The 25,832-nt window shown below is 59.4% G+C and carries 24 protein-coding genes; 13 read left to right on the top strand and 11 right to left on the bottom strand.

Features of this window, described 5'->3' with window-relative positions; translation table 11 throughout:
* Nucleotides 1-31: 31 nt before the first annotated feature.
* Entirely contained in the window at nt 32-2,029 is a 1,998-nt protein-coding gene (locus I8E17_RS05200; RefSeq protein ID WP_113366364.1) for a DUF4139 domain-containing protein, read from the bottom strand.
* Between the two features lie 827 nt (nt 2,030-2,856).
* Between I8E17_RS05200 and I8E17_RS05195 the strand changes: the two genes are divergently transcribed.
* Nucleotides 2,857-4,119 (top strand): reverse transcriptase domain-containing protein, encoded by a 1,263-nt coding sequence (locus I8E17_RS05195; protein WP_162750893.1) that lies wholly within the window; start codon nt 2,857-2,859, stop codon nt 4,117-4,119.
* A gap of 23 nt (nt 4,120-4,142) precedes the next feature.
* Here the strand turns inward: I8E17_RS05195 and gatA are convergent, their stop codons facing one another.
* From gatA to I8E17_RS05180, 3 genes are all read right to left on the bottom strand, one after another.
* Nucleotides 4,143-5,624 carry an Asp-tRNA(Asn)/Glu-tRNA(Gln) amidotransferase subunit GatA gene (gene gatA / locus I8E17_RS05190; protein ID WP_069614937.1) on the bottom strand — a complete coding sequence of 494 codons (1,482 nt, stop codon included), beginning with the start codon at nt 5,622-5,624 and terminating at the stop codon, nt 4,143-4,145.
* Between the two features lie 57 nt (nt 5,625-5,681).
* Nucleotides 5,682-5,969 carry an Asp-tRNA(Asn)/Glu-tRNA(Gln) amidotransferase subunit GatC gene (gene gatC / locus I8E17_RS05185; RefSeq protein ID WP_037194314.1) on the bottom strand — a complete coding sequence of 96 codons (288 nt, stop codon included), beginning with the start codon at nt 5,967-5,969 and terminating at the stop codon, nt 5,682-5,684.
* An 87-nt stretch (nt 5,970-6,056) separates the two neighbouring features.
* Nucleotides 6,057-6,767, bottom strand: a complete 711-nt coding sequence (locus I8E17_RS05180; protein WP_069614938.1) for a metal-dependent hydrolase — start codon at nt 6,765-6,767, stop codon at nt 6,057-6,059.
* Between the two features lie 117 nt (nt 6,768-6,884).
* On the opposite strand from I8E17_RS05180, the gene ruvX reads away from it, so the two are divergent.
* Nucleotides 6,885-7,382 carry a Holliday junction resolvase RuvX gene (gene ruvX / locus I8E17_RS05175; RefSeq protein ID WP_069614939.1) on the top strand — a complete coding sequence of 166 codons (498 nt, stop codon included), beginning with the start codon at nt 6,885-6,887 and terminating at the stop codon, nt 7,380-7,382.
* Here the strand turns inward: ruvX and I8E17_RS05170 are convergent.
* The 5 genes from I8E17_RS05170 to I8E17_RS05150 all read right to left on the bottom strand — a co-directional run bounded on the left by I8E17_RS05170 (nt 7,316) and on the right by I8E17_RS05150 (nt 11,037).
* A complete protein-coding gene (locus I8E17_RS05170; RefSeq protein WP_069614940.1) occupies nt 7,316-7,651 on the bottom strand; it encodes a DUF6105 family protein in 336 nt (111 codons plus the stop codon). The two genes, ruvX and I8E17_RS05170, sit on opposite strands and share 67 nt — an antisense overlap.
* 298 nt (nt 7,652-7,949) lie before the next feature.
* On the bottom strand, nt 7,950-8,606 hold the full coding sequence (locus I8E17_RS05165) for a TetR/AcrR family transcriptional regulator (RefSeq protein WP_069614941.1): 657 nt from the start codon (nt 8,604-8,606) through the stop codon (nt 7,950-7,952).
* A gap of 153 nt (nt 8,607-8,759) precedes the next feature.
* Nucleotides 8,760-8,882, bottom strand: coding sequence for a type II toxin-antitoxin system RelE/ParE family toxin (locus I8E17_RS05160; RefSeq protein WP_229002103.1), 123 nt, complete (start codon nt 8,880-8,882; stop codon nt 8,760-8,762).
* Nucleotides 8,883-9,047: 165 nt separating this feature from the next.
* Complete coding sequence (locus tag I8E17_RS05155) at nt 9,048-9,293, bottom strand: type II toxin-antitoxin system ParD family antitoxin (RefSeq protein ID WP_069614942.1); 246 nt, start codon at nt 9,291-9,293, stop codon at nt 9,048-9,050.
* Nucleotides 9,294-9,378: 85 nt separating this feature from the next.
* The gene (locus I8E17_RS05150) at nt 9,379-11,037 is read right to left on the bottom strand and encodes an acyl-CoA dehydrogenase family protein (RefSeq protein WP_069614987.1); all 1,659 of its coding nucleotides are present in this window, start codon (nt 11,035-11,037) and stop codon (nt 9,379-9,381) included.
* 185 nt (nt 11,038-11,222) lie between these two features.
* Between I8E17_RS05150 and I8E17_RS05145 the strand changes: the two genes are divergently transcribed.
* The 10 genes from I8E17_RS05145 to rpmG all read left to right on the top strand — a co-directional run bounded on the left by I8E17_RS05145 (nt 11,223) and on the right by rpmG (nt 22,826).
* Nucleotides 11,223-12,179 (top strand): aspartate carbamoyltransferase catalytic subunit, encoded by a 957-nt coding sequence (locus tag I8E17_RS05145; protein WP_069614943.1) that lies wholly within the window; start codon nt 11,223-11,225, stop codon nt 12,177-12,179.
* Nucleotides 12,176-13,465 carry a dihydroorotase gene (locus tag I8E17_RS05140; RefSeq protein ID WP_069614944.1) on the top strand — a complete coding sequence of 430 codons (1,290 nt, stop codon included), beginning with the start codon at nt 12,176-12,178 and terminating at the stop codon, nt 13,463-13,465. Before I8E17_RS05145 ends, I8E17_RS05140 begins: the two co-directional genes overlap by 4 nt.
* Before the next feature lie 34 nt (nt 13,466-13,499).
* Nucleotides 13,500-14,117 carry a glycerol-3-phosphate 1-O-acyltransferase PlsY gene (gene plsY / locus I8E17_RS05135; protein ID WP_069614945.1) on the top strand — a complete coding sequence of 206 codons (618 nt, stop codon included), beginning with the start codon at nt 13,500-13,502 and terminating at the stop codon, nt 14,115-14,117.
* The gene (gene dprA / locus I8E17_RS05130; RefSeq protein ID WP_069614946.1) at nt 14,117-15,265 is read left to right on the top strand and encodes a DNA-processing protein DprA; all 1,149 of its coding nucleotides are present in this window, start codon (nt 14,117-14,119) and stop codon (nt 15,263-15,265) included. The genes plsY and dprA overlap by 1 nt, the downstream gene beginning before the upstream one ends.
* Nucleotides 15,266-15,535: 270 nt before the next feature.
* On the top strand, nt 15,536-18,208 hold the full coding sequence (topA, locus tag I8E17_RS05125) for a type I DNA topoisomerase (RefSeq protein ID WP_113366363.1): 2,673 nt from the start codon (nt 15,536-15,538) through the stop codon (nt 18,206-18,208).
* Nucleotides 18,205-20,583, top strand: a complete 2,379-nt coding sequence (gene rnr, locus I8E17_RS05120; RefSeq protein WP_113366356.1) for a ribonuclease R — start codon at nt 18,205-18,207, stop codon at nt 20,581-20,583. The genes topA and rnr overlap by 4 nt, the downstream gene beginning before the upstream one ends.
* A 32-nt stretch (nt 20,584-20,615) precedes the next feature.
* Entirely contained in the window at nt 20,616-21,071 is a 456-nt protein-coding gene (locus tag I8E17_RS05115; RefSeq protein WP_069614948.1) for a DUF983 domain-containing protein, read from the top strand.
* Nucleotides 21,072-21,121: 50 nt separating this feature from the next.
* Nucleotides 21,122-21,385 (top strand): hypothetical protein, encoded by a 264-nt coding sequence (locus I8E17_RS05110; RefSeq protein WP_113366355.1) that lies wholly within the window; start codon nt 21,122-21,124, stop codon nt 21,383-21,385.
* Nucleotides 21,378-22,562, top strand: a complete 1,185-nt coding sequence (locus I8E17_RS05105; RefSeq protein WP_069614950.1) for an MFS transporter — start codon at nt 21,378-21,380, stop codon at nt 22,560-22,562. The genes I8E17_RS05110 and I8E17_RS05105 overlap by 8 nt, the downstream gene beginning before the upstream one ends.
* A gap of 96 nt (nt 22,563-22,658) precedes the next feature.
* Nucleotides 22,659-22,826, top strand: a complete 168-nt coding sequence (gene rpmG, locus I8E17_RS05100; RefSeq protein ID WP_003587245.1) for a 50S ribosomal protein L33 — start codon at nt 22,659-22,661, stop codon at nt 22,824-22,826.
* 802 nt (nt 22,827-23,628) lie between these two features.
* On the opposite strand, the gene I8E17_RS05095 is transcribed toward rpmG, so the two are convergent.
* Entirely contained in the window at nt 23,629-25,002 is a 1,374-nt protein-coding gene (locus I8E17_RS05095; RefSeq protein ID WP_069614951.1) for a PleD family two-component system response regulator, read from the bottom strand.
* A 16-nt stretch (nt 25,003-25,018) separates the two neighbouring features.
* Nucleotides 25,019-25,390: a response regulator gene (locus I8E17_RS05090; RefSeq protein WP_028754034.1), complete on the bottom strand. Its 372-nt coding sequence runs from the start codon at nt 25,388-25,390 to the stop codon at nt 25,019-25,021.
* A 131-nt stretch (nt 25,391-25,521) separates the two neighbouring features.
* On the opposite strand from I8E17_RS05090, the gene I8E17_RS05085 reads away from it, so the two are divergent.
* Nucleotides 25,522-25,830 (top strand): DUF3572 domain-containing protein, encoded by a 309-nt coding sequence (locus I8E17_RS05085; protein WP_069614952.1) that lies wholly within the window; start codon nt 25,522-25,524, stop codon nt 25,828-25,830.
* Nucleotides 25,831-25,832 lie beyond the last annotated feature (2 nt).

The raw sequence follows: 25,832 nt of genomic DNA, 5'->3' as shown, positions 1-25,832 counted from the left end.
ATGCGGCTCGGGCAAGACGCTCCGATAGCGATCAAAATGTCCTGATGATGTCAGTCACATGGTCGCCGCGACGATCGCTTTCCTGCTGCACCGCATCGCGCCTTTCGTTCATGGCGGCGATTTGATCCTCGCTATCCGCTAAGGCCTTCAAATAGCGCTTCTTAAGATCGCTGTTGTCAGGCACGGCGCCGAGATTGCGCCTTATCCGCTCCTGCTCATTGACGGTTTTCTCGATTTCACTGTCAAGGCTCGCCAGTTCGTTCTGGATCGCGACCTGCCTTTTGCGGGCGTCGGCGAGATTTGTAAGCTTGTCCGTCAGTTCCTTGTCATGGGTCGAAGCCGACCAGCCGAGCAGCATGTCCGGATCGGTATCGACCAAGGCATAGCTGTTGCTCTGAAGCTGCTCGTCGACTGCCGTCAGTACTTTTTCCGCCCCGGCTGGCACCGCCGCCTTGAGCCGCTGGTGCGTTGCCGTCTTGCCGAAGCTTTCGGCCGAAGAAAATGACCAGCCGTCCCGGATCGGGTGCTCGATCACAACAGTCCGTTCGCCGTCCAGCGCGCCTGATACGGTGTATGTCGTCGTCTGGCGATATTTGACGGTAGCGTTCATCACGCCGTCGGAAACCTTCAGCGAGGCGACCTCCTCCGTCGGCGTTTGCTGCTCGCTGATAGTTACCTTGCGGTCGGTCGCGAAACTGGCGAGGCGCGTATCGTCCTTGGGTAATGCCGATAGCTGGGAATCGCCGATATAGCCGGTCTTGCCGTCGTAAAGCGTCAGGATTCCCGCCGGCATGCTGACGCCGGTGGTATTCTTCAGCATCACCGCGGCGATGGGATTGCGCAGGCTGCTGCCGGCCCGATACATATCCACCATGTCGGCCTCCACTTCTGCATCCATGATCGGTACCGACAAGGTATCGCCATTGGCCAGATCGTAGGTCCCCGGAAGCTCGAAAGTGGCCGAGATATCGCTCTCGGTCGCGCTGGCGGGATTGGACGCGGCAATCTGCATCGGCGCGACCGAACCCTCCAGCTCGTCAGCCGCGTATGCCTTTTTGCTGACGCCACCCATCATTGCCTTGGCAGGTCCAGGCGCGGCTCGCTCCTCGGCATTCGAAGCGAGACGCTGCCTTCTGGACAGGTCGCCGCTATCGGGATCAGGGACATTGTTGGACGCAGTGTTGACAGGCACTTCCTGCCGCTCTCTCCAATAGAGCTGGTGCAGACCCTGTTTCAGCGTCACCGGCTCCGCAGAGGTCAGCGTCAGCTTGATGCCCTTCCAATCCTCACCGCTGGCATTTTCCAGCACTGTCCAAGCCTGCAGGCGCGCCTTGTCGTTTCCCTCGATGACGACCTTGTAGGCCGTTTTCCAGATCGGCGACGGGACGACATAGGTGAGACCGATGGCGCCGCTGTCCTTCACGCCGTTCACCTTGATATCGATCGCGCGGGTGCGATCGTTCTTGCCGCGGGCAATGGCTGCCGTCGCCTGGGCGAGCTTTGCTCTTACGTCGGGGTCATCAAACCGGACGGAGGCATCTTCACCAAGTGTCAGCGTCTCCACCGCTCCATCCTTGTCGATAACCGTCAGCAGGTAAGTCGTGGCCTTATCGTCAGCCTTTCTCATCTCGATGCCGAGAACGCTTCCCTCGACGGTCTTTCCGCCGCTGGTGACCGCGACCTTGGTGCCCTGCATCGATGTCAGAAGCGACGGCACGGACGAAAGCGCTTCCAGACTGAACGGCAGGCCCTTGAACGTTTCCTGCAATGGCTGCGGCCCTGCCAACGCCATGCCGGCCACCGAACCCGCCGACCCGTTGACCACAAGGCTCTTCAGGATGTCATCGACCTGATCAAGGGGAACCTCGATCCGGATCAGGCCGTCGCTGTCGACATCGGCCGATCGGGAAACCTCGGCCAGGCCACCCGAGGACAGGGTAATGGCTCGGATGACCCCATTGTCGGCCGCCAGCACAATCGCTGGGCATGACACGCTGAGGAGCAGGATCGCCGTGACTTGCTTGAGCATGAAGAGACCTTCCGATTCGGTTGCAGAGGACGAGACCAAGCGGCCCGCTGCAATTTATGATCGTATTTCGGTCCAAAGTGTGATGGAGCGCGGGCGGAATATTGGCATGTGCAGATGTCTGTGGAATGTTACCACCCCAGCGCTTATCTACGGCGTGAATTCCGCTAATTTTGAATACAATCTGATCTTTACTTTTTGTTTTTCGTAATTAAATTTTGATGAGCTTCAAATGGGTAAATCATTTGCAAGCCGCATGAAGCAACATCGTCCAGTTGGTGTGCTCGCGTTAGTGTATCCCCGACCGGGATCACTCTAACCCGAGAGGCGAGAGCAACGACCCTGCCTTCGGATAGTCCGAAAATTAAGGGTCTGCGTCGTGGGGATACTCACCTCGCTTCGCCTAAGAGAAAGCTGGACAGGCCTCTGTCCCCTTTACGAACAAAGGAGGCTATGATGTATTGTGATGACGCGGCGGCGCAGGGGTTTGCACCAGGAAGAGCACGCTTGTACCAAGTATTTAGATTGGCTGTACTTGATTTTTCTGTCGCCTTGACATATACTTTACTTGTGGGAATTTTGCCTGACGAGGGCGCTCCGCATCTGGCGGTTCAGGCGCAGTTCACTGGCAATTTTGCATTTGCCGCGAGTGTTAGTGTATCCCCGACCGGGATCACTCTAACCCGAGAGGCGAGAGCAACGACCCTGCCTTCGGATAGTCCGAAAATTAAGGGTCTGCGTCGTGGGGATACTCACCTCGCTTCGCATATCGCAGTAGCCGTCCCTATGGGGTTATCGTAACGAGGGACGGCGCACAGCGCCGAATGCGCTTGACTGAATCTGCTCGTTCTTCTCTCTTCACGAAAGATCGACTTAAAAGAACTTGGGAAAGATTTGTACGCGAGGGTGGGAAACACTCTACGGCGGGTATCGACCGAGTTACAGCCGAGGTTTTTCAGTCAAATATTTCCCGAAATATCGATTCTCTATACGAACAACTGCAATCAAATCAGTATCAATTTTCTACCTTGAGACCTTTTCTCGTTCCGAAGGAGAGAAAGGGTTATCGAATTATTTGCGTGCCTACGCTAAGTGATCGATTAGTGCAGAAGGTTTTGGTTGATTTCCTAATGGCACAACCCCAAGCCGAAAAATTGCGCAATGCAGTTAGTTTTGGCTTCATGAAATCAATCGAAGGAAGTCCAAAGGGCGCGGCGGCGGCGAGGGATCGTGCGCTAAAGCTGAGGCATGATAACAAATGGGCATACAAGTCCGACATATCGTCATTCTTCGATAATATTCCGCGATCTCGGCTAATCGATCAAACGAACAAGCTTTTCAAGAAACCTAGCTTACACCGTCTAATTGAAAGATCAGCCAATTGCGAAATTTCCGGAGGCGACGCTGTGATAAACAGAATCGCTAACGATTTGGGCATCAAACCGGGCTTAGGGGTTCGACAAGGTATGCCGATCTCACCCTTTTTTTCAAATGTGATATTGTATCCTTTTGACGCCAAAATGGCTGCCAAGGGTTTTGAACTTGTCCGCTATGCCGATGACTTTATCGTCTTTGCAAAATCCAAGGAAGAATGTGAAGTTATCGATCAATTTGCGCGAACAGCACTAGCTGATTTCGGCTTCTCCATCCCATCCCTAGATGCAGACAGTAAAACGCGGATCGCTGCGCCCGATGAGGCAATTGAATTTCTCGGACTTTCCCTAGAACCGACCTTGGCTAATAAATATGAACTCAAAGTCGGCGTAAAACAGATCGATAAGATCAAGAACAACTTGGGAGCATTAAAGGATATCGATCAGCTATCCAGCAAGAATCTAACAGTAACCGACATAACATCAAAGATAGAAAATAGGATTGCGGGTTACAAAGCAGCTTATGCTTCAGCGAGTAATATCTCCGAGTTGGACGCAATATTTGCAAAAGCTCGATCCGATACACTCAAATCGATCTACTCAGCCATCTTTGGGCAAGACGCTGTTAAAAATCTTGGGATAAAGCAAGCCATGATTCTCGGCCTGCAGCCCTATCCTCTCGAAAGGTCTGCAGGCCGGAAATCAAGAAAACGCCATTAGTTTCTCAATCCCGGCAACGGCACTTACCACCACTTCGCCGGCGTGAACTTGCCGGCGGCCTGTTCGATGACGTGGGCGGTTTTGAAGAGGGTTTCCTCTTCGAACGGCTTGCCGATGAGCTGCAGGCCGAGCGGCAGGCCCTTCGGGTCGAGGCCGGCGGGAACGGCGATGCCCGGCAAGCCAGCCATGTTGACCGTCACCGTAAAGATGTCGTTCAGGTACATCTTCACCGGATCGGAAGCGAGGTCCTCATCGGCAATGCCGAAGGCCGAGGATGGGGTGGCGGGCGTCAGAATCGCGTCGACGCCGGCGTTGAAGGCCAGTTCGAAATCGCGCTTGATCAGTGTGCGCACCTTCTGGGCGCGCAGGTAATAAGCGTCGTAGTAGCCGGCCGAGAGAACATAGGTGCCGATCATGATGCGGCGCTTCACTTCCTGGCCGAAGCCGGCAGCGCGCGTCTTTTCATACATGTCGACGATATCCTTGCCGTCGACGCGCAGGCCGTAGCGAACGCCGTCATAACGGGCAAGGTTCGAAGAGGCCTCGGCGGGCGCGACGATGTAATAGGCCGGCAGCGCGTATTTCGTATGCGGCAGGGAGATGTTGACAATCTCGGCGCCGGCGTCCTTCAGCCAGGCAATGCCCTGCTGCCAGAGCGTCTCGATCTCTTCGGGCATGCCGTCGACGCGATATTCATTCGGGATGCCAATCTTCATGCCTTTCAGCGACTGGCCGAGCGAGGCTTCGTAATCCGGCACCGGCAGGTCGACCGAAGTCGTGTCCTTGGCATCGACGCTGGCCATCGACTTCAGCAGGATAGCGGCATCGCGCACGTCGCGGGCGATCGGGCCGGCCTGGTCGAGCGACGAGGCGAAGGCAACGATGCCCCAGCGCGAGCAGCGGCCATAGGTCGGCTTGATGCCGACAGTACCAGTGAAGGCCGCGGGCTGGCGAATCGAGCCACCCGTATCCGTGGCCGTTGCGCCGGCGCACAGGTGGGCGGCAACGGCTGCAGCCGAACCGCCGGACGAGCCGCCCGGAACCAGCTGCTGGTTCGAACCCTTGGCACGCCACGGGTTAATCACCGGGCCGTAGTAGGAGCTCTCGTTGGAGGAGCCCATGGCGAACTCATCCATGTTGAGCTTGCCCAGCATGACGGCGCCGTCGTTCCAGAGATTCTGCGTGACGGTCGATTCATAGTGCGGCTCGAAACCGTCCAGGATGTGGCTGCAGGCCTGCGTATGAATGCCTTCCGTGCCGAACAGGTCCTTGATGCCAAGCGGAATGCCTTCCAGCGGGCCGGCTTTGCCTTCCGCAAGGCGGGCGTCCGACACCTTGGCCATTGCCAACGCCTTTTGCGGCGTCACCTTCACATAGGCATTGAGCTGAGCATTGGCAGCCTCGATCGCCGAGATATAGGCCTCGGTCAGTTCGGTGGCGGTAATCTCCTTGGCGCGCAGCTTGTCGCGGGCTTCGGCAATGGTCAGGCTGGTCAGTTCGCTCATTTTGTTTCGCTTCAGATCTGGAATTGGGCAACGGGTCGGAAAGGCTCGAAGGAACCGTTATTCGACGACTTTGGGCACCAGGAAGAAATTCTGATCGGTATTCGGCGCATTGGCGACGATGTCGGCAGCCTTGTTGCCGTCCGTTACTTCGTCGGCGCGCTTCTTCATCGCCATCGGGGTTACCGAGGTCATGGCTTCGACGCCATCGACATTCACTTCGGAGAGCTGCTCGACGAAGCCAAGAATGCCGTTAAGCTCACCCATCATCCGCTGCGCTTCGTCTTCATTGACGGCGATGCGGGCGAGATGGGCGACGCGTTTGACAGTGGCGAGATCGACGGACATGGCATTCTCCGGATAGCAAGATTATCCACCGAAAGTGGATTTGCTTCACGCTATAAAGGCCATGCCCGCCATACGCAACGGGTATCGTCAGGCAGAAACGCTCTCGCCCACCTTCGGCGCGGCAACGGCAGTCTTCGAACCTTCCATGCCGGCGATGAACTTCTCCGGCGTCTGGTCGATGATCGGGAACGTGCCGTAGTGGCAGGGAATGGCCGTCTTGAAGTTGAAGAAGCGCTGGCAGGCAAGTGCCGCTACCGCGCCGCCCATGGTGAAGCGGTCGCCGATCGGCACGATGCCGATATCGGGCTGATGCAGTTCGTTAATCAACGCCATATCCGAGAAGATGTCGGTATCGCCCATATGGAACAATGTCGGCTCGTCATCGAAATGCAGCATCAGGCCATTCGGATTGCCGAGCGCGTGGGAAACGCCGTCCTCGGTGATCTGGGCGGAGGAATGCAGCGCATTGGTAAAGGTGGCCGAGAAGCCGCCAAGGCCGACGGTGCCGCCAGTATTGCCCATTTCCAGCTTCTCGACGCCCTTGGTGCCGAGCCAGGAGGCGAGATCGGCATTGGCGAGAACGACGGCGCCGGTATCCTTGGCGATCTGAACCGTGTCACCGACATGGTCCGCATGGCCGTGCGTCAGCAGGATATGAGTGACGCCCTGGGCAACGTCCTTGATGCTGAGACCGGCGGCCGCAAAGGAAGAATTGTAGGACAGAAATGGATCGATCAGTATTTTTGCCGTCGCCGTTTCAATGCGAAAAGCGGAGTGGCCGAGCCAGGTGATCTTCATTGGATTTCTCCTTATGACTTGATTTGAAATGTGAGGCTGGTGTCTAGGAGATATCTCAAACCGCAACAAAGAAAAGCGGTTAGGACTTCAATTTGTTTTGACAGGAGCAGTACCCTGATGACGACGCTGACCATCGAAGATCTAGCCGTGATGCTCCTGCCCGGTCAGCCGATTGCGGGTATCGATCTCGGCACGAAGACGATTGGATTGGCCATGTCGGATCTCGGGCGGCGTTTCGCCACGCCTCGCCCTGTCATCAAGCGCGTGAAATTCACCCAGGATGCCGAAACATTGCTCGCCTTCGCCGAGAAGGAAAAGGTGGCGGCCTTCGTCATAGGGCTCCCGATGAACATGGATGGCTCTGCCGGACCGCGCGTGCAAGCGACACGCGCCTTCGTGCGCAGCATGTCGGAAAAGACCGCCCTGCCCTTCGTCTTCTGGGACGAGCGGCTTTCGACCGTTGCGGCCGAACGGGCGCTGCTGGAAATGGACGTCTCACGGGCCAAGCGCGCCGAGCGCATCGACTCGGCGGCGGCAAGCTTCATTCTTCAGGGAGCCTTGGACAGGCTATCGGCGCTCGGCAGAGCCGCCTTGCCCGATTCGGACGCCTCCTGACGGCGTTTCCACCATCCGATGATGGCTGCTCGGCGGCGGAAGCCGAAAATTGCGAAGACCAGCAGGCTGTCGAAGGCGATCGCACGCGCGACCAGCGGCGGAATGGTTTCCGGCGGAATGCCGAGGATCTTGCCGTAGATATCGAAGACCAGATCGTGCATCTGCCGCGTCAGCATGAAGATGCCGAAGCTCATGTCGTAGTACGACAGGTAATACCACGCCCCGAGAAACGAGACCGGTCCGGCCCAGCAAATCAATAGCCACTTCATGCGGTACCCCTTCGACGCTGAAATTGCGTCGTGCCCGCCGAAAGGACGAGCCAGTTCGACAGCGCCATGGCGCTCAACACCATCGCGGGCAGCGTTATATCTAGTGCGAGGACGGCGAAGAACATCGCCGCCGTGACGAGAAATGCTAATTTAACGGGTTTCAAGCCCATGGCTTCACGCTGATGGTTAACTAATCGTCCTCCGACAGTGACGAGTTAACCGCTGCGGCGCAATGTAAACCATTTGTTAAGGTTAACAGCGAAGCGGGCCTGTGGATATCCCTGCCCGATGGCTGGTATCAGCCGTAAACGCCGCGCACGATCCGCTTCAAGGCCGTCGCCGCCTTCTCCCAATCCTTGCCGTTCTTCAAGGCGAGACCGGCGCATTGGTCGCTAACGGCCGCAGCCAGGACGATATGCTGGATGGCCGCAAAGATCATGGCATTGACGGCCTGAGCATCGACGCCCTTGGGCGGCACGAGCGAGCCGCGCATGCGCTCGATCCAGCCGGCGAGCGCCTTGGATCGAGCCTCGGACAGGCGGCGCACCTGCTCGCTATTCTCGGAGACTTCCCAGGCGACGATGCGGCGCATGAGGGGATCGGCGCGCAAAGCCTCGAGAAACAGCATCGAAAGCCGCTCCATCAGATCGCCATAGGTCAAAAGGAACATGCCGCCGGTATCGTCCGGGATGCGATCGGTGACCCAGCTGCCGAGATCGGTGCCGATGGCCTCCACAAGGCCATTCAAGCCGCCGTAATAGCGGTAGATCAGCTGCTTGTCGCAGCCGGCGCCCCGGGCCACCGCATTGATACCGAAATTCTGGAACCCCTGCTCCGCCAAAAGCCGTTTGGCGGCATCCAGGATTGCCTGCTCCGTCGCCGCGCGATTGCGCACGCGCTTTTCCACGACTGGCATTTCTACCGGAATTTTAACGGCAGTATTTGCTGGGGACATCGACTCGACTCCAATCTGTCACCGACCGGTGAATAGCAAGCCAAGTCGCCTCGAACAATAAATCTGACAAGGCTCACGTCCGCCAACCGCGCGAATCCACAGATTAGAGATATTGACCAAATCACACTGTCGTTCCGGATGCCAGACATCTCTTCAAAGATGCCGACCGACATCCATTCGCCGGTGCAATATGCGAATGATCGCGACCTCGCCATCCCGTAAAAGATAGTAGATCACATGAGAGCCTACGGCATATTTGAAATAGCCGTCACGGATGTCAGTCGCGCGACCAATTTTCTCCCCGCACGCTAACCCCTCGAAAGCTGAACGATTTCAGCATGGTAGATCTCAGCTTGCCTTACAGACCAGTTCTCGACCGTATATCGCCAGATACCTTCAAGATCCGCCACCGCAAGCGGCGAAAGACCGCACTTGCGAGGCCTATTCACCATAGGTCGCACGCATTCGCTTGAGGAATGCGGCGTTATCGAAGGAAGCAACCTCTCCGGACTCTTCCCCGGCGATCAACGCACTCTGCAGAGCCTTGACCTTTGCCTCGTGCTCTTCAAGCAGGCGCAAACCTGCGCGAACAACATCACTGGCAGAGCCATATCGCCCTGTCTTTATCTGCGCTTCGATGAAGGCGCTGAAATGATCTCCCAGCGAAACGGATGTGTTGCGAGCCATGAAGCCCTCCTACGGATACCAATAGATAATAAATACTGGTATCGCATCAATCAAGGATACTGGCTACGCAGCCGACAGCATGGTTTTATGTCGCCGGCGGATACAGCAAATCGACGATGTAGCTGGCATCGAAGCGTGAATCGAGCATGCCGTAGGTCGCACGCCAGCCACCGGCGAGACGAGTTTCGATAAAGGCATCGGCGATTTTGCCGGCGCCCAGACGATAAAGCTCGGCGGCACCGGCCGCGAGCGCCATCTGCTCGACCAGCAGGCGGGCAGCGCCCTCATCCTGCTCGCATAGCGCCATGGCGGCTCGCAGGACATCGATGGTCTTCTTACCGGCCGGGCCGAGATCACGGGCAAGACCGGCGAAGACCGTCTCGAACAGGTCCCTGCCACGGTTCAGAACGCGCAGCACGTCGAGCGCCATGACATTGCCGGAGCCTTCCCAGATCGCGTTGACTGGGGCTTCGCGGTAATGGCGGGCGATCGGACGTTCTTCGATGTAGCCGCTGCCGCCGATGCACTCCATGGCTTCGTAGATCAGCGCCGGCGCGATCTTGCAGCACCAGTATTTGGCGACCGGTGTCATGACGCGCGCATAGGCTGCGTCCTCGCTGCTGCCGCTTGCCTTGTCGAAGGCTTCAGCCAGACGGAAGGCGAGCGCGGTTGCGGCGGCGACATCGAGTGCCATATCGGCGAGCACGCGCGTCATGATCGGCTGGTTGACCAGCATCTTGCCGAAGACGCTGCGGCCGCGCGCATGGTGCACGGCTTCGGCGAGCGAGGCACGCATGATGCCGGCGGAGGCCAGCGCGCAGTCGAGCCGGGTCAGCGTCACCATATCGAGGATCGTGCGGATGCCGGCATCGGGTGCACCGAGCAGGAAGCCGAACGTGTCGGTGAACTCGACCTCCGACGAGGCATTCGAGCGGTTGCCGAGCTTGTCCTTCAGCCGCTGGAAGTGCAGGCCGTTTGCGGAGCCATCCTCCAGAAGCCGTGGCACGAGGAAGCAGCCCATGCCCTCCTTGGTCTGGGCGAGCATAATAAAGGCATCGCTCATCGGCGCCGACATGAACCACTTGTGACCCGAAAGCCTATAGATGCCTTCGCTGACCTTGTCGGCACTTGTCTTGTTGGCGCGCACATCCGTGCCGCCCTGCTTTTCCGTCATGCCCATGCCGATGGTGACGGCGCTCTTCTGCATGGCGGGCTTGTTGGACGAATCGTACTTGCGCGACAGGATCTTCGGCGCCCAATCCTTCTGCACCGCCGGCGATGCCATCATGGCGGCGACCGAGGCGCTGGTCATCGTAAGGGGGCACAGATGACCGCACTCAAGCTGCGCAGTCAGATAGAAACGGGCCGCGCGCAGCTTGTGGGACTGGCCCTTCGCCTCGGGATCGGCCTGCGCATCCCAGATCGAGGAGTGCAGGCCCATCGCCATGGAGCGGCGCATCAGCGCGTGCCAGGCCGGATGGAATTCCACGACATCCAGACGCTCGCCGCGCGGCCCATGGGTGCGCAGCTGCGGCGTGCCCTGGTTTGCCATGCGCGCCAGTTCCTGCGCCTCGTGCGAGGTGACGAAACGACCGTGCTGCTCCAGCTCTTCCCGGATCGAACGCGGCAGGCCGGAGGTGAGATCGACGATCAGCGGATCGGAACGATAGGCATTGATGCCGGTCCAGAGGCTCGGCTGGTTCAGGTCGGCAAAGGGGTCGTCAGTCCGGGTCGGTTGGGTCATGAATCGCTTGTAGAGCAAGTGGGTTGCAAAGGGAAACCGGAAGTTACGTCTCCCACCGGCATAGCTCCTGTAGCGGGATTCGGGCGAAATTGCATGGGGAACACGCAGCCTCGGCGCAGGCCGCCGCTTGCCCCATCGGCGCTCCCTCTTTATAGACCGCCTGACGAAATCCAGAGGGCAGGTTCATGGTCTTCTTTCCCCACCGCCACCTCATCGGCATCAAGGGCCTCACCGAGCAGGATATCACCTATCTTCTCGACAAGGCCGACGAGGCGGTCAAGATCAGCCGCCAGCGCGAGAAAAAGACGTCGACGCTTCGCGGGTTGACGCAGATCAATCTCTTCTTCGAAGCATCGACGCGCACGCAATCCTCCTTCGAGCTTGCCGGCAAACGGCTCGGCGCCGATGTGATGAACATGTCGGTCGGCAATTCTTCGGTCAAAAAAGGCGAGACGCTGATCGATACGGCGATGACGCTGAATGCGATGCGGCCTGATGTGCTTGTCATCCGCCACTCCAGCGCAGGCGCCGCCGCACTTCTGGCGCAAAAGGTGTCCTGCTCCGTCGTCAACGCCGGCGACGGCCAGCATGAGCATCCGACCCAAGCCCTGCTCGACGCGCTGACGATCCGCCGCGCCAAGGGCAAGCTCTCGCGCATCATCGTCGCCATCTGCGGCGACGTGCTGCATTCGCGCGTGGCCCGCTCGAACATCCTCCTTCTCAACGCCATGGGAGCGCGCGTCCGCGTCGTCGCACCCGCCACGCTGCTGCCAGCTGGCATCGCCGACATGGGCGTGGAAGTCTTCCATTCGATGAAGGAAGGACTGAAAGATGCCGACGTCGTCATGATGCTGCGTCTGCAGCGCGAGCGCATGTCGGGCGCCTTCGTGCCTTCGGTGCGCGAATATTATCACTTCTACGGCCTCGACGCCGAGACGCTCAAGGCCGCCAAGGAGGATGCACTCGTCATGCATCCAGGTCCGATGAACCGTGGAGTGGAAATCGCCTCTGAGGTGGCCGACGGCCCGCAAAGCGTCATCGCCGAACAGGTCGAGATGGGCGTCGCCGTCCGCATGGCCGTGATGGAGACCCTGCTCGTTTCGCAGAACCAAGGGCCGCGCACCGAGGGAGTGGGCGCATGAGCAACTCGATCGTCCTTCAGAACGTCCGCATCGTCGACCCCTCGCGCGATCTCGATGAAGTCGGTACGATCGTCGTCGAAGACGGCGTGATCGTGGCCTCCGGCAAGGATGCTAAGGCGTCCGCCGCTCCGAAGGGCGCGACGGTTCGCGATTGCAGCGGCCTCGTCGCCATCCCCGGCCTGGTCGATGCGCGCGTCCATGTCGGCGAGCCCGGCGGCGAGCATCGCGAAACCATCGCGTCTGCCAGCCGTGCGGCAGCAGCGGGCGGCGTCACCTCCTTCATCATGATGCCGGACACGGATCCGGTCATCGACGACATCGCGCTTGTCGAATTCGTCCGGAAGACGGCGCGCGATACCGCCGTCGTCAACGTCTATCCGGCCGCCGCCCTCACCAAGGGGCTGGCCGGCGAGGAGATGACGGAGATCGGCCTACTGCGGGAAGCCGGTGCCGTCGTGTTCACCGATGCGCATTCCAGTGTCCACGACAGTCAGGTCCTGCGCCGCATCATGACCTATGCGCGCGAATTCGGCGCTGTCATTTCCTGCGAGACGCGCGATAAATATCTCGGCGCCAACGGCGTCATGCACGAGGGCCTGCTGGCAAGCTGGCTCGGGCTCTCGGGCATCCCGAAAGAAGCCGAACTCATCCCGCTGGAACGCGACCTTCGCATCGCGACGCTGACGCGCAGCCATTACCATGCCGCGATGATTTCGGTGCCGGAATCGGCAGAGGCAATCCGCCTCGCCCGCTCACGCGGTGCCAAGGTCACTTGCGGCATCTCCATCAACAATCTCGCGCTCAATGAGAACGACATCGGCGAGTACCGGACCTTCTTCAAGCTCTATCCGCCGCTGCGCTCCGAGGATGACCGCACGGGCATGATCGAGGCGTTGGCCGACGGCACGATCGACATCATCGTCTCCTCGCACGATCCGCAGGATGTCGATACGAAACGTCTGCCGTTCGGCGAGGCTGAAGACGGTGCCGTCGGGCTCGAAACGCTGCTTCCGGCGGCACTCCGGCTCTATCACAGCGGCCAGGTCAGCCTCATGCGGCTCGTCGATGCACTCTCGACGCGGCCGGCGCAGATCTTCGGGCTTCCCGCCGGCACACTGAAACCAGGCGCCAAAGCGGATATCGCTCTCGTCGATCTCGACGAGCCTTGGCTTGTCGCAAAAGACATGCTTTTGTCGCGCTCGAAGAATACGCCCTTCGAGGATGCCAGAATGAGCGGCCGGGCGGTTGCAACCTATGTCGCCGGCAAGCTGGTTCACAGTCTCTAAGGCAAGCGCCAGGGTTTAGGGAGAATAAGACGCGATGGCTGATTTCTGGACTTGGCAGCTTACCCTGCAGACCGCGCTTGCCGCCCTCGTCATCGGTTATCTGCTCGGCTCCATCCCCTTCGGCCTGTTGCTGACCCGAATGGCCGGTCTCGGCGATGTGCGCAACATCGGTTCGGGCAATATCGGCGCAACCAATGTGCTGCGCACTGGCAACAAGGGGCTTGCAGCCGCAACCCTGCTACTCGATGCCTTCAAGGGTACCGCGGCCGTCCTGATCGCCGTGCATTTCTTCGGCGAGGATGCCGGTGTGCTCGCCGGTTTCGCCGCCTTTGTCGGCCATATCTTCCCGGTCTGGATCGGCTTCAAGGGCGGCAAGGGTGTCGCCACCTACCTCGGCATCCTGCTCGGCCTCGCGCCGCTGATGGCTTTGATTTTCGCCATCGTCTGGCTGGCGATCGCCTTTACCACGCGCTATTCCTCGCTTTCCGCACTGGTTGCAACTCTTGTCATCCCGGTTGTATTGTGGATATTGGGCGCCGACAAGATCGCCGCTGTCATGGCGCTGATGACCGTCATCTCCTGGTATAAGCATAGGGCAAATATTGCCCGGCTGACTGCGGGAACGGAAGGCAAGATCGGAGCAAAGGGATAATGGATACAGGCAGCGCAAGACGGACCGGAGTTGCGCTGACTGAGAAACAGAGGATCGCCTGGCTCAGGCTCATCCGCTCCGACAATGTCGGTCCCTCCACCTTCCGCGATCTCATCAATCACTACGGCTCCGCCGAAGCGGCTCTGGCCGCTCTGCCGGAGCTTTCACAGCGTGGCGGCTCGACGCGCGCGATCCGCATCGCCGAAGAGCGGGATGCATTGCGAGAACTGGAAGCGGCGCATCGCTTCGGAGCACGTTTCGTCGGCATCGGTGAACCGGACTATCCCCCTGCCCTTCGCGAGATCGATGGCGCACCGCCGCTGCTGGCTGTCAAAGGCAACATGTCTGTAGCTACGAAGCCGGCTATCGGCATGGTCGGCTCGCGAAATGCATCGATCAGCGGCGCGAAATTCACCGCCATGATCGCGCGCACCTGCGGTGAAGCAGGCTATGCAGTGGTTTCGGGGCTCGCGCGCGGCATCGATACGGCAGCCCATCGCGCAAGCCTCCCAACGGGCACGATCGCCGCTATGGCGGGCGGGCTGGACCAGCCTTATCCACCCGAGAATATTGGCCTGCTCAACGATATCTGGGACGGTAACGGACTGGCCGTGAGCGAGATGCCGTTCGGCTGGGAACCTCGGGCGCGCGATTTTCCACGCCGCAATCGCCTCATTGCCGGTATCTCGCTCGGTGTCGTTGTTGTCGAGGCGGCAACGCGATCCGGCTCGCTGATAACAGCGCGCCTTGCCGGAGAATTCGGCAGGCTTGTCTTTGCCGTTCCCGGCTCGCCGCTCGATCCGCGCTGCGAAGGGACGAACGGCCTGCTGAAAGACGGCGCGATGATCGTCACGTCGCCGGACGATATCGTTGAGGCGTTGCGACCGCTCACCGAACCGGACCTCTTTCGCCCGCGCCCCGCCGCAGCGCCCGTTGAAAGAAGCGAACCGCTTTCCGCGCCGCCCGATGACGCCGAGCGCGACCATATCGTCGAAGCACTCGGGCCGACGCCGGTCGCAATCGACGATATCGCCCGCCACACCGGCTTATCGATATCTGCCATTCACTCCGTCCTTCTCGAACTCGACATGGCCGGTAGGCTGCATCGACACCCCGGCGGACTTGTGTCGATCTCCATGCTGGATTGAAAATTGTGACGGACGTACCGATTCTAAGCATTGCATCGTCTCGCCAGGCACATTACAGCGCCGCGCGTCACATATGACACGCAAAGGTCGCTGTAACACGTTAAAGGTGCTGCATAATTTTACCCTTCAATCGATTCCGATTTAAGGAATTATGCAGTAGCCTCTTGACCGCGACGATTTCCCTGTCCATGTCGGAGAGCCGGGAAGACGGAAAAACCCGGTATCTCCCGCGTCTTGTACCGGCGCGACCTCGTATTCAGAGACTTGATGATGAACGTTGTAGTGGTGGAATCGCCTGCCAAGGCCAAGACAATCAATAAATATCTGGGACCCGGATATAAGGTTCTTGCATCCTTCGGCCATGTGCGCGACCTGCCCGCCAAAGATGGTTCGGTGCTGCCGGACCAGGATTTCGAAATGCTGTGGGAAGTCGATGGTGCCTCGCAAAAGCGCATCAAGGACATCGCCGACGCGCTGAAAACCTCCGACGGCCTGATTCTCGCGACCGACCCGGATCGCGAGGGCGAAGCCATTTCGTGGCACGTGCTAGACGTGCTGAACAAGAAGCGCGTGATCAACGGCAAGCCGGTGAAGCGCGTCGTCTTCAATGCCATCACCAAGAAGGCCGTTCTCGACGCGATGGCCGAACCGCGCGACATCGACGTGCCGCTGGTCGATGCCTATCTCGCCCGCCGCGCCCTCGACTATCTCGTCGGTTTCAACCTGTCGCCGGTTCTCTGGCGCAAGCTGCCCGGCGCCCGTTCGGCCGGCCGCGTGCAGTCCGTCGCTCTTCGCCTCGTCTGCGATCGCGAGTCGGAGATCGAACGCTTCATCTCGGAAGAATACTGGAACCTTTCGGCGATCCTGAAGACGCCGCGCGGCGACGAGTTCGAAGCGCGTCTGGTCTCCGCCGACGGCAAGCGCCTGCAGCCGCGCGCGATCGGCAACGGGGAAGAGGCCGGCAGGCTGAAGGCCCTGCTCGAAGGCGCCTCCTATGTCGTCGACACGGTCGAGGCAAAGCCGGTCAAGCGCAATCCGAGCCCGCCATTCACCACTTCTACGCTGCAGCAGGCAGCCTCCTCGAAGCTTGGCTTCTCGGCCTCGCGCACCATGCAGGTGGCGCAAAAGCTTTATGAAGGCGTCGATATCGGCGGCGAGACCGTCGGCCTTATCACCTATATGCGTACCGACGGCGTGCAGATGGCGCCGGAAGCGATCGATGCCGCACGCCGCGCCATCGCCAATCAGTTCGGCGACCGTTACCTGCCGGAAAAGGCACGTTTCTATTCCACCAAGGCCAAGAATGCCCAGGAAGCGCACGAAGCGATCCGCCCGACCGATTTCGACCGCGTGCCGGATCGCATCCGCAAATTCCTCGATGACGACCAGCTGAAGCTCTATGACCTGATCTGGAAGCGCGGCATCGCCAGCCAGATGGCATCGGCCGAAATCGAGCGCACGACGGTCGAGATCCTCGCTGACAATGCCGGCAAGAAGGCTGGCCTGCGCGCTGTCGGCTCCGTCGTCCGCTTCGATGGCTTCATCGCCGCCTATACCGATCAGAAGGAAGATGGCGAGCAGAGCGACGACAGCGAAGAAGGCGGCCGCCTGCCCGAGATCAATGCCCGTGAAAATCTCGCCAAGCAGAAGATCAACTCGACGCAGCATTTCACCGAACCGCCGCCGCGCTATTCGGAAGCCTCCCTGATCAAGAAGATGGAAGAGCTCGGCATCGGCCGTCCCTCCACCTATGCGGCAACGCTCGCAACGCTTCGTGACCGCGATTATGTGACCATCGACAAGCGCAAGCTGGTGCCGCAGGCCAAGGGGCGGCTGGTGACGGCCTTCCTCGAAAGCTTCTTCACCAAGTATGTGGAGTATGATTTCACGGCCGATCTCGAAGAGAAGCTCGACCGCATCTCCGCCGGCGAGCTGAACTGGAAGGACGTGTTGCGCGACTTCTGGCGCGATTTCTTCGCCCAGATCGAGGACACCAAAGAACTACGCGTCACCAATGTCCTCGATGCACTGAACGATGCGCTGGCACCGCTTGTCTTCCCGAAGCGCGAAGACGGCAGCGATCCGCGCATCTGCCAAGTGTGCGGCACGGGCAATCTTTCGCTGAAGCTCGGCAAATACGGCGCCTTCGTCGGCTGCTCGAACTATCCGGAATGCAATTATACCCGCCAGCTTTCGTCGGAAGGCGGCGCGGAAGCCGAATCCAACGGATTGAACGAGCCGAAGGCTCTCGGCGCCGATCCGGTGACCGGTGAAGAGCTGACGCTGCGTTCGGGCCGCTTCGGCCCCTATATCCAGCGCGGCGACGGCAAGGATGCCAAGCGTGCATCGCTGCCGCGTGGCTGGAAGCCGGAAGATATCGACTATGAAAAGGCGATGGCGCTGATCTCGCTGCCACGCGACATCGGCAAGCATCCGGAAACCGGTAAGATGATCTCTTCCGGTATCGGCCGCTACGGGCCTTTCCTGCTGCATGACGGCAGCTACGCCAATCTCGAAAGCGTTGAGGACGTCTTCACCGTCGGTCTCAACCGCGCGGTGACGCTGATTGCCGAAAAGCAGAGCAAGGCAGCGGGTGGCAAGGCACGCGGCGGCACACCGGCGGCACTGAAGGAACTGGGCGAGCATCCGGATGGCGGCGGCGCGATCACCGTTCGCGACGGCAAGTACGGCCCCTATGTCAACTGGGGCAAAGTCAATGCGACGCTACCGAAAGGCACGGATCCGCAGGCGATCACGGTCGAGGAAGCTCTGGCTCTGATCGCTGCCAAGGCGGGCAAGAGCGGCGGCACCACCAAGAAGGCGCCCGCCAAGGCAAAGACCGCGGCAGCCGGCGCAAAAGCGACAAAAACGACCGCCAAGCCGAAGGCTGCTGCAAAGAAGCCTGCGGCCAAGACGGCAGCGAAAAAGAAGAGTGCAGAGTGAGCAGAGAACCGCGCGGCAAGATTTCATCGTCGGAGCGACGCCCCGGCAAGTCTGGTCGCGCGATCAAGCGGGGCGAGAGTGCAGAGCCGATGATGGCCATCATGCACGGCGTTCTGCCGCCGCGCGAGGTGATCCTGCGCTTTATCGCTGATCATCCGCAGCAGGCGTCCAAGCGCGAGCTTGCCAAAGCCTTTGGTCTGAAGGGTGAGAGCCGCGTCGCGCTGAAGGACCTTTTGCGCGAGCTCGAAGAAGAAGGCATGGTGCAGAAGAGCCGCAAGTCGCTCATCCGCCCCGGCGCGCTGCCGCCGATCGCCGTGCTCGATATCACCACCCGCGACAAGGATGGCATGCTGATCGGCCGCCCGGCCGAATGGGCTGAGGAAAACGGCGTCGCGCCCGCCGTCATGATCAAGCAATCCTCCTCGCCAGCCGGCCGCAACGGCAAGGGCAAGGCGCCTGTCGCCGGCATGGGCGACCGCATTCTCGCAAAAATCTTCCCAGCCGCGGATCGCGGCGGCCCGGCCTACACCGCCCGCATCATCAAGGTCATCGACAAGCGACAGGGCGCCTCCATCGGCGTCTTCCGCGAGACAGCCGGTGGCGGCGGACGGCTGATGCCGATCGAACGGCGTGGCGAGGAGATGGTGATCGATCCGGATTATACCGGCGGTGCCAAGGACGGCGATCTGGTCGAAGTTGAAGTGGCGCGCCTCGGCCGCTTCGGTCTGCAGCGCGCCAAGGTTCTGTCGGTCATCGGCTCCGTCGCCTCCGAAAAGGCGATCTCAATGATCGCCATTCACGCGCACGGTATCCCGCACGTGTTTCCGGCTCCCGTGATTGCGGAGGCCGATGCCGCCAAGCCGGCCACCATGTCCCATCGCGAGGATTGGCGCAGCCTGCCGTTGATCACCATAGATCCGGCCGACGCCAAGGATCATGACGATGCCGTCTATGCGGAAATGGATCCCTCGCCCGACAATCCTGACGGCGTGATCGTGACCGTCGCCATCGCCGACGTTTCCTGGTATGTGCGGCCGAACTCGCCCCTTGACCGCGAGGCGCTGAAGCGGGGCAATTCGGTCTATTTCCCCGATCGCGTCGTGCCGATGCTGCCCGAACGCATCTCCAATGATCTTTGCTCGTTGAAGGAAGGCGTCGACCGCCCTGCCCTCGCGGTTCGAATGATCTTCTCCAAGGAAGGCCGCAAGGCCGGCCATACCTTCCATCGCATCATGATGAAGAGCGCGGCCAAGCTTTCCTATCAGCAGGCGCAGGCGGCGATCGATGGCAAGCCCGACGACAAGACCGGTCCGATGCTGGAACCGATCCTGAAGCCGCTCTGGCACGCCTACAACATTCTTAAAAAGGGCCGTGACCGGCGCCAGCCGCTCGAGCTCGACATGCCCGAGCGCAAGATCCTGTTGAAGCCGGACGGCACCGTTGATCGCGTCTTCGTGCCGCCGCGCCTCGATGCGCACAAGCTCATCGAAGAGATGATGATTCAGGCGAACGTTGCCGCTGCCGAGACGCTGGAAAAGCGGAAGCAGGTACTGATCTATCGTATCCACGATGGCCCGACGCTCGCCAAGCAGGAGGTGTTGCGCGAATTCCTCGCCACCCTCGGCATATCGCTTGCCAAGGGCGGCAACGTGCGCGCCAACAGTTTCAACGGCATCTTGGCGAAAGCCGAGGGTACGGCGCATCAAACCATGGTCAACGAGATGGTGCTGCGCTCGCAGAGCCAGGCGATCTACAGCCCCGACAATATCGGGCATTTCGGCCTGAACCTGATGAAATACGCCCACTTCACCTCGCCGATCCGCCGCTATGCCGACTTGATCGTGCATCGCGCGCTCGTCGGCTCGCTCGGCCTCGGCGAAGGTGCGATTACGCCGGACGAAGAGGCCTCGCTCGACGATATCGCGGCCGAAATCTCGACCTTCGAGCGCCGTGCCATGGCCGCAGAGCGTGAGACGGTCGATCGGCTGATCGCCCATCACCTCGCCGGTCAGGTCGGCGCGGAATTTGAGGCCCGGGTCGGCGGCGTCACTAAGTCGGGACTTTTTGTCACCCTTCCAGAGTATGGCGCCGACGGTTTCATCCCTATATCTACGCTCGGCACCGATTACTTCATTTATGACGAGGCGCATCAGGCGCTGACGGGTGAAAGGACGGGGCTCGGCTATCGTCTCGGCGACGATGTGACGGTGAGACTGGCGGAAGCCGTGCCGCTTGCGGGAGCCCTGCGCTTCGAAATGCTGAGCGAGGGCAAGCCTATGCCGACGGCGGTGCGCTCCTTCCACAAGGCGACCCGCCGCAACAAGAGCCAGGCTCGCAAGGCGCCAGGCACGAGACCGCCGCGCGGCCGTAGATAAAAGATGGCTGCCGGCACGGAGGACGCGTATTCATGACGGGCAGACCATCCGACTCTCCCATCCGCTTCGGCGGTTCAGACGAGAGCGAACGTCCGCTCGGACGGTCGATTTCCCGCGGCATGCTGAACCGCTGCCCGCGCTGCGGCACCGGCAAGCTATTCCGCGCTTTCCTGAAGCCTGTCGACCGTTGCGCGGTCTGCGACGAAGATATTTCCCACCAGCGCGCCGATGACCTGCCGCCCTATCTGGTGATCCTCGTTCTCGGCCACATCATCGTCGGCGGCTACATGCTGACTGATATGACCTTCAAGCTGCCGCTCTGGGCGCATCTCGCCATCTGGGCACCGATCACCATTATTGCGGCGCTTGCCATCATCCAGCCGATTAAGGGTGGCGTCATCGGCCTGCAATGGGCGCTGCGCATGCATGGCTTCGGCGGCCATGACGACAGTCCCGAGGAATGGGATCAAGGGAACGATCGTTCGTGACGACAGGTGCCCGTCCCCGAAGCCGGCCAGCGCCCCCGACCGAAGTTGTCTTGCCGCATCACACCCTTCTATCGGGAATCATCGTCGATTCGACCGATATTCGCCATTCGCGCGAGCTCGTTAATCAGCAACGGCTTGACATCGGCAACATTTCTTGTCTGAACATGCCCCGCGTCAAGGGGACCATTCCGGAGGGTTTGACCGATCTCATGAAAGCCGACCCGTCACCTGAATTTGGCCGAGCCGTGCCTTTCTATGTTGCGCGTCCGGATCGATTCGACCGTCTCATGCTCCAGGAATCAGTTTATGCTTGAACCGACGAACGACAAGGCCGGCCATGTCGAAGAAATTCACTGGCCTTCGCTCGTCGCAGCCATTGCCTCCGTATCCGCCGTCGGCATCGCCATCGGACTTGGCCTGCCGCTTCTGAGTATCATTCTCGAAAAACGCGGCGTTCCCTCAAGCCTGATCGGGCTCAATACTGCGATGATGGGCGTCGCCTCGATGCTGGCTGCGGTCGTCACCACGAAGCTCGCGCACCGCTTCGGCGTCGTGCAAACGATGATCTGGGCTGTCTTTCTGTCGGCCTTGAGCTCGCTCGGCTTCTATTATGCGGAAAATCTGCTGCTGTGGTTTCCGCTGCGAATCGTCTTTCATGGAGCGACGACGACCCTGTTCATCCTATCGGAGTTCTGGATCAATGCTGCTTCGCCGCCTTCGAAGCGCGGCTTCGTGCTCGGGCTTTACTCCACCGTGTTCTCGCTCGGTTTTGCGGCCGGCCCCCTGCTCTTTTCCGTTGTCGGCAGCGAGGGCTTGATGCCCTTCATCATCGGCGCCTGCATCATTCTGGCTGCTGCCATCCCGATCTTCATCGCCCGCAACGAGAGCCCGATCGTCGACGAGAAGCCGGAGCTGCACTTCGTCCGCTACATCTTCCTGGTGCCAACGGCGACGGCCGCAGTCTTCGTGTTCGGCGCGGTCACCGTCGGCGGCGGCTCACTCTTCACCAGCTATGCGACACGGCTCGGCTTCAACGAATCACAGGCCGCACTGCTGCTGACCGTCATGGGCGTCGGCAATTTCGTCTTCCAGATCCCACTCGGCCTGCTTGCCGACCGCATGCGCGACAAGCGGCCGTTGCTGTCGATCATGGCCACGATCGGGCTTGTCGGAGCGCTTCTGCTGCCCTCCCTGGCATCGAACTGGATCATTCTCGCGATCATCCTGCTCTTCTGGGGAGGCTGCGTTTCCGGTATGTATACGGTCGGGCTCAGCCATCTGGGCACGCGACTGACCGGCGTCGATCTGGTGGCCGCCAACGCGGCCTTCGTCTTCTGTTACGCCGTCGGCATGGTTCTAGGGCCGCCGACGATCGGTACCGCCATGGATCTCGCCAATCCCAGCGGCTTTGCCTGGGCTGTGGCCTTTTTCTTCGGCCTTTATGTCCTGCTTTCGGGGATACGCCTGCTTTTCATGGGCAACAGAGGTTGACTTTTCGAGCGCGATTTGTATTTTCGCGCCAGAATTCGCCGTGGACCTCCGCACTGGCCGTCCACGGCGTTCATTTTTATTAAAGGCAGGACGACCATGGCCAAGGCTACCACCATCAAGATCAAGCTGCTGTCGACGGCCGACACCGGTTTCTTCTACGTCACGACGAAGAACAGCCGTACGATGACGGACAAGATGACGAAGACGAAGTACGACCCGATTGCTAAGAAGCATGTCGAGTTCAAGGAAACGAAGATCAAGTAAGTTTCCTAAACTTTAGGTTACAAAAGGCGCTAAACCCTCGGGCTAGCGCCTTTTTTGTTTTGCCGGCATCGGCTCGATCGTTGTCCGATTTTGCGACGTCAGCAATGGCCTGCCATGTCGGTGGAAAAGAAAAACGCCGCCTTCGATGAACGAAGAGCGGCGTTTTAAAATTGGGGGCCGGCTAGCCTGCAAAACGGCACGAGGAACCGTTATCTTTCTGCCTGCCAGCCGACCGACCCCACGACCCAGGAGATGCGGCGGACCTGAGCATCATGGGGTATCTCGGAACCCTTGCGGGTTGTCCATGTACGAGACTAAATTCGCGCGAAACCGAAAGAAAATCAACAAATTCTTAATGATAAAAAATGCCTGTCTGCTCGGATGGTTAAAATTCATGACTTTAGCGGAAAGGAATGTCCGATAGTCTTAGTGAAATAAACCAAAGAAACTATCAAGAATAAAGTGATAATGCCTCCTTTGTTAGAAAAGACTGAATACAGATATTCAAGCTCATTTGAATATATGAATTACATTCAGTTAATCTGTTAACTTTCAACGGACATCTCATCAACATGCCGTCAACAAAACAAAACTATATGCCGATATGACACGAATATTCCGAAAGCACCCAAAAAACGAAGGTATCTGCCAAATTCAAAAGTATAAGTATGCAGCGTTTCTTTAAAACAGGGCTATGTGACGAAGCCCGCAGGATAGAGAACAAAAAATTTTGAACTGTTGTTCACAACATGAAAAATACGCTCAATATTCATGCGCGGCCGCATTTCTGTGCCATTCGTCCCTAGGCCGCTGAAGCTACAACCCTGTTACGTCCTGCTCTTTTGGCCTCGTAAAGCGCAAGGTCCGCCTGCTTCATCAACTGCTCCGGCGTCTCGATCGTCTCCAAACGGCACGAAATTCCGAAGGATGCGGTGATGTTAAGCGCAACACCGTTTTCGCGTAATTTCACCGGCATATTTTCTACCGCAGCGCGTAGTCGTTCCGCGACCGCGGCGGCCGTATCGGCAGGCGTATCCGGCATGACCACAACGAACTCCTCGCCCCCATAACGGCATGCGAGATCTGCGCCGCGTACCGTGGAACGGATTCTCGCGGCAAATTCCTTGAGAACTTCATCGCCGGCATCGTGGCCATGGGTGTCGTTAACGGTCTTGAAGCGATCGATATCGGTAATCAATATCGAGAGCGGCCGGCCCCGCGCCAAAGAACGGTCGAAAAGCACCTTGAGATGATTGTCGAGATAGCGCCTGTTATGCAGACCGGTGAGCGCATCGGTGACGGCAAGCTCGATCGTCTGCTGTACGCTGGCGCGCAGACGATCATTATAGCGTTTGCGGCGTATCTGCGTGAGGCAGCGCGCGACGAGTTCGTTCGGATCGATCGGCCGGACGATATAGTCGTTGACGCCGAGATCCAGCGCGCGAACGATCATGTCGTCCGCGCCCTGCTCCGTCACCAGCAGCACGGGCAGAAAACGCGTGCGCTCCAGCGAACGAAGCTGTGAGCAGAGCCGCAGCGGGTCGTAGTCATCGAAATTCGAATTGACGATGACCAGTTCGAACGGCCGTTCAGCAGCCTCAAACAGAGCGGCCTGAGGATCGGACATTGCGACGACCTGAGCGATCGGCTTGAGCGTGCGGATGATACGCTCCTGCGAATTGGCGCGGCCATCGACCAGCAGTACCTGGCCGGCTTCCTCGGTGCGGCCGTCACCAGCCCGCATCAGATCGTCAATACCGAAATTGCGCGCAGTCTCGTTGCGCATATGCAGCTCGTCGCTCAATGTCTTCAAGCGAAGCAGGCTCTTGACGCGCGAAATGAGCTGCAGGTCGTTGACGGGCTTGGTCAGGAAATCGTCGGCACCGGCCTTCAGGCCGCGCACACGGTCGGCAGGCTGATCGAGCGCCGTGACCATGACGACGGGTATATGGGCGGTGCGGGGATCGGATTTCAGGCGTTCGCACACCTCAAATCCATCCATGCCAGGCATCATAATATCGAGGAGGATGAGATCGACCTGCGTGCCCGCGCAAATGGCGAGCGCCTTCAAGCCGTCTTCGGCTGTCAGCACTTCGAAATATTCGGCGAGCAGCCGCGCTTCCAGAAGCTTCACATTGGCCGGAATATCGTCGACTACCAGGATGCGTGCGGTCATCAGCTCTTCCCCATCATCAGGCGTCGCCCAGATAGGTCTTTATGGTCTCAATGAATTTCGGCACCGAAATCGGCTTCGAGACATAGGCCTCGCAACCGCCCTGGCGAATGCGCTCTTCATCGCCCTTCATGGCGAAGGCCGTGACCGCGATCACAGGGATCACGTGCAGATCGTCGTCCTCCTTCAGCCATTTGGTGACCTCCAGACCGGAAACTTCCGGCAGCTGGATATCCATGAGGATCAGATCGGGACGGTGCTTGCGCGCCAGATCGAGCGCTTCCATGCCGTTGCGGGTCTGGATCGTCGTGTAGCCGGACGCTTCGATCAGATCGCGAAAGAGCTTCATATTCAGCTCGTTGTCTTCTACAATCATTACCTGCTTAGGCATGGAAAGCTGTCCCTGCATCCGGTATTGCATCCATTCTCTCGAAATATAGGGTCGCGAGGAACCGATTCCAGAAATACTTGAATCGCAAACTACCGGCATTTGGTTGAAAAATAGGTAACTCACCCGTCAAAATGCAAAGTAACTTCAAGAACCCGAAGAAGAGCGCGGCCGACCCGCAAGAGACTGCCATTGCCGTACTCGGCTGGCTGGCCAATGAACCGGATATGTTCGGCCGCTTCTTGGCGTTGACCGGCATAGAGCCGGCACAGGTGCGCAACGCCATCAACGAGCCGGCCTTTCTTGCCGGTATGCTCGATTTCCTCATGAACCACGAACCGACATTGCTGGCCTTCTGCGAGGCCAGCGGCATTGCGCCGGAGGCCGTCGCCGCTGCATCGGCGCATTTTTCGCCGCCCGGCCTTGCCTCTGGAGAATACTGATC

This window comes from Rhizobium sp. AB2/73 (genome assembly GCF_020871915.1).
Classification (GTDB): domain Bacteria; phylum Pseudomonadota; class Alphaproteobacteria; order Rhizobiales; family Rhizobiaceae; genus Rhizobium; species Rhizobium dioscoreae.
The sequence above is the reverse complement of the archived record's forward strand: the minus strand, read 5'-3'. Positions and strand labels throughout refer to the sequence as shown.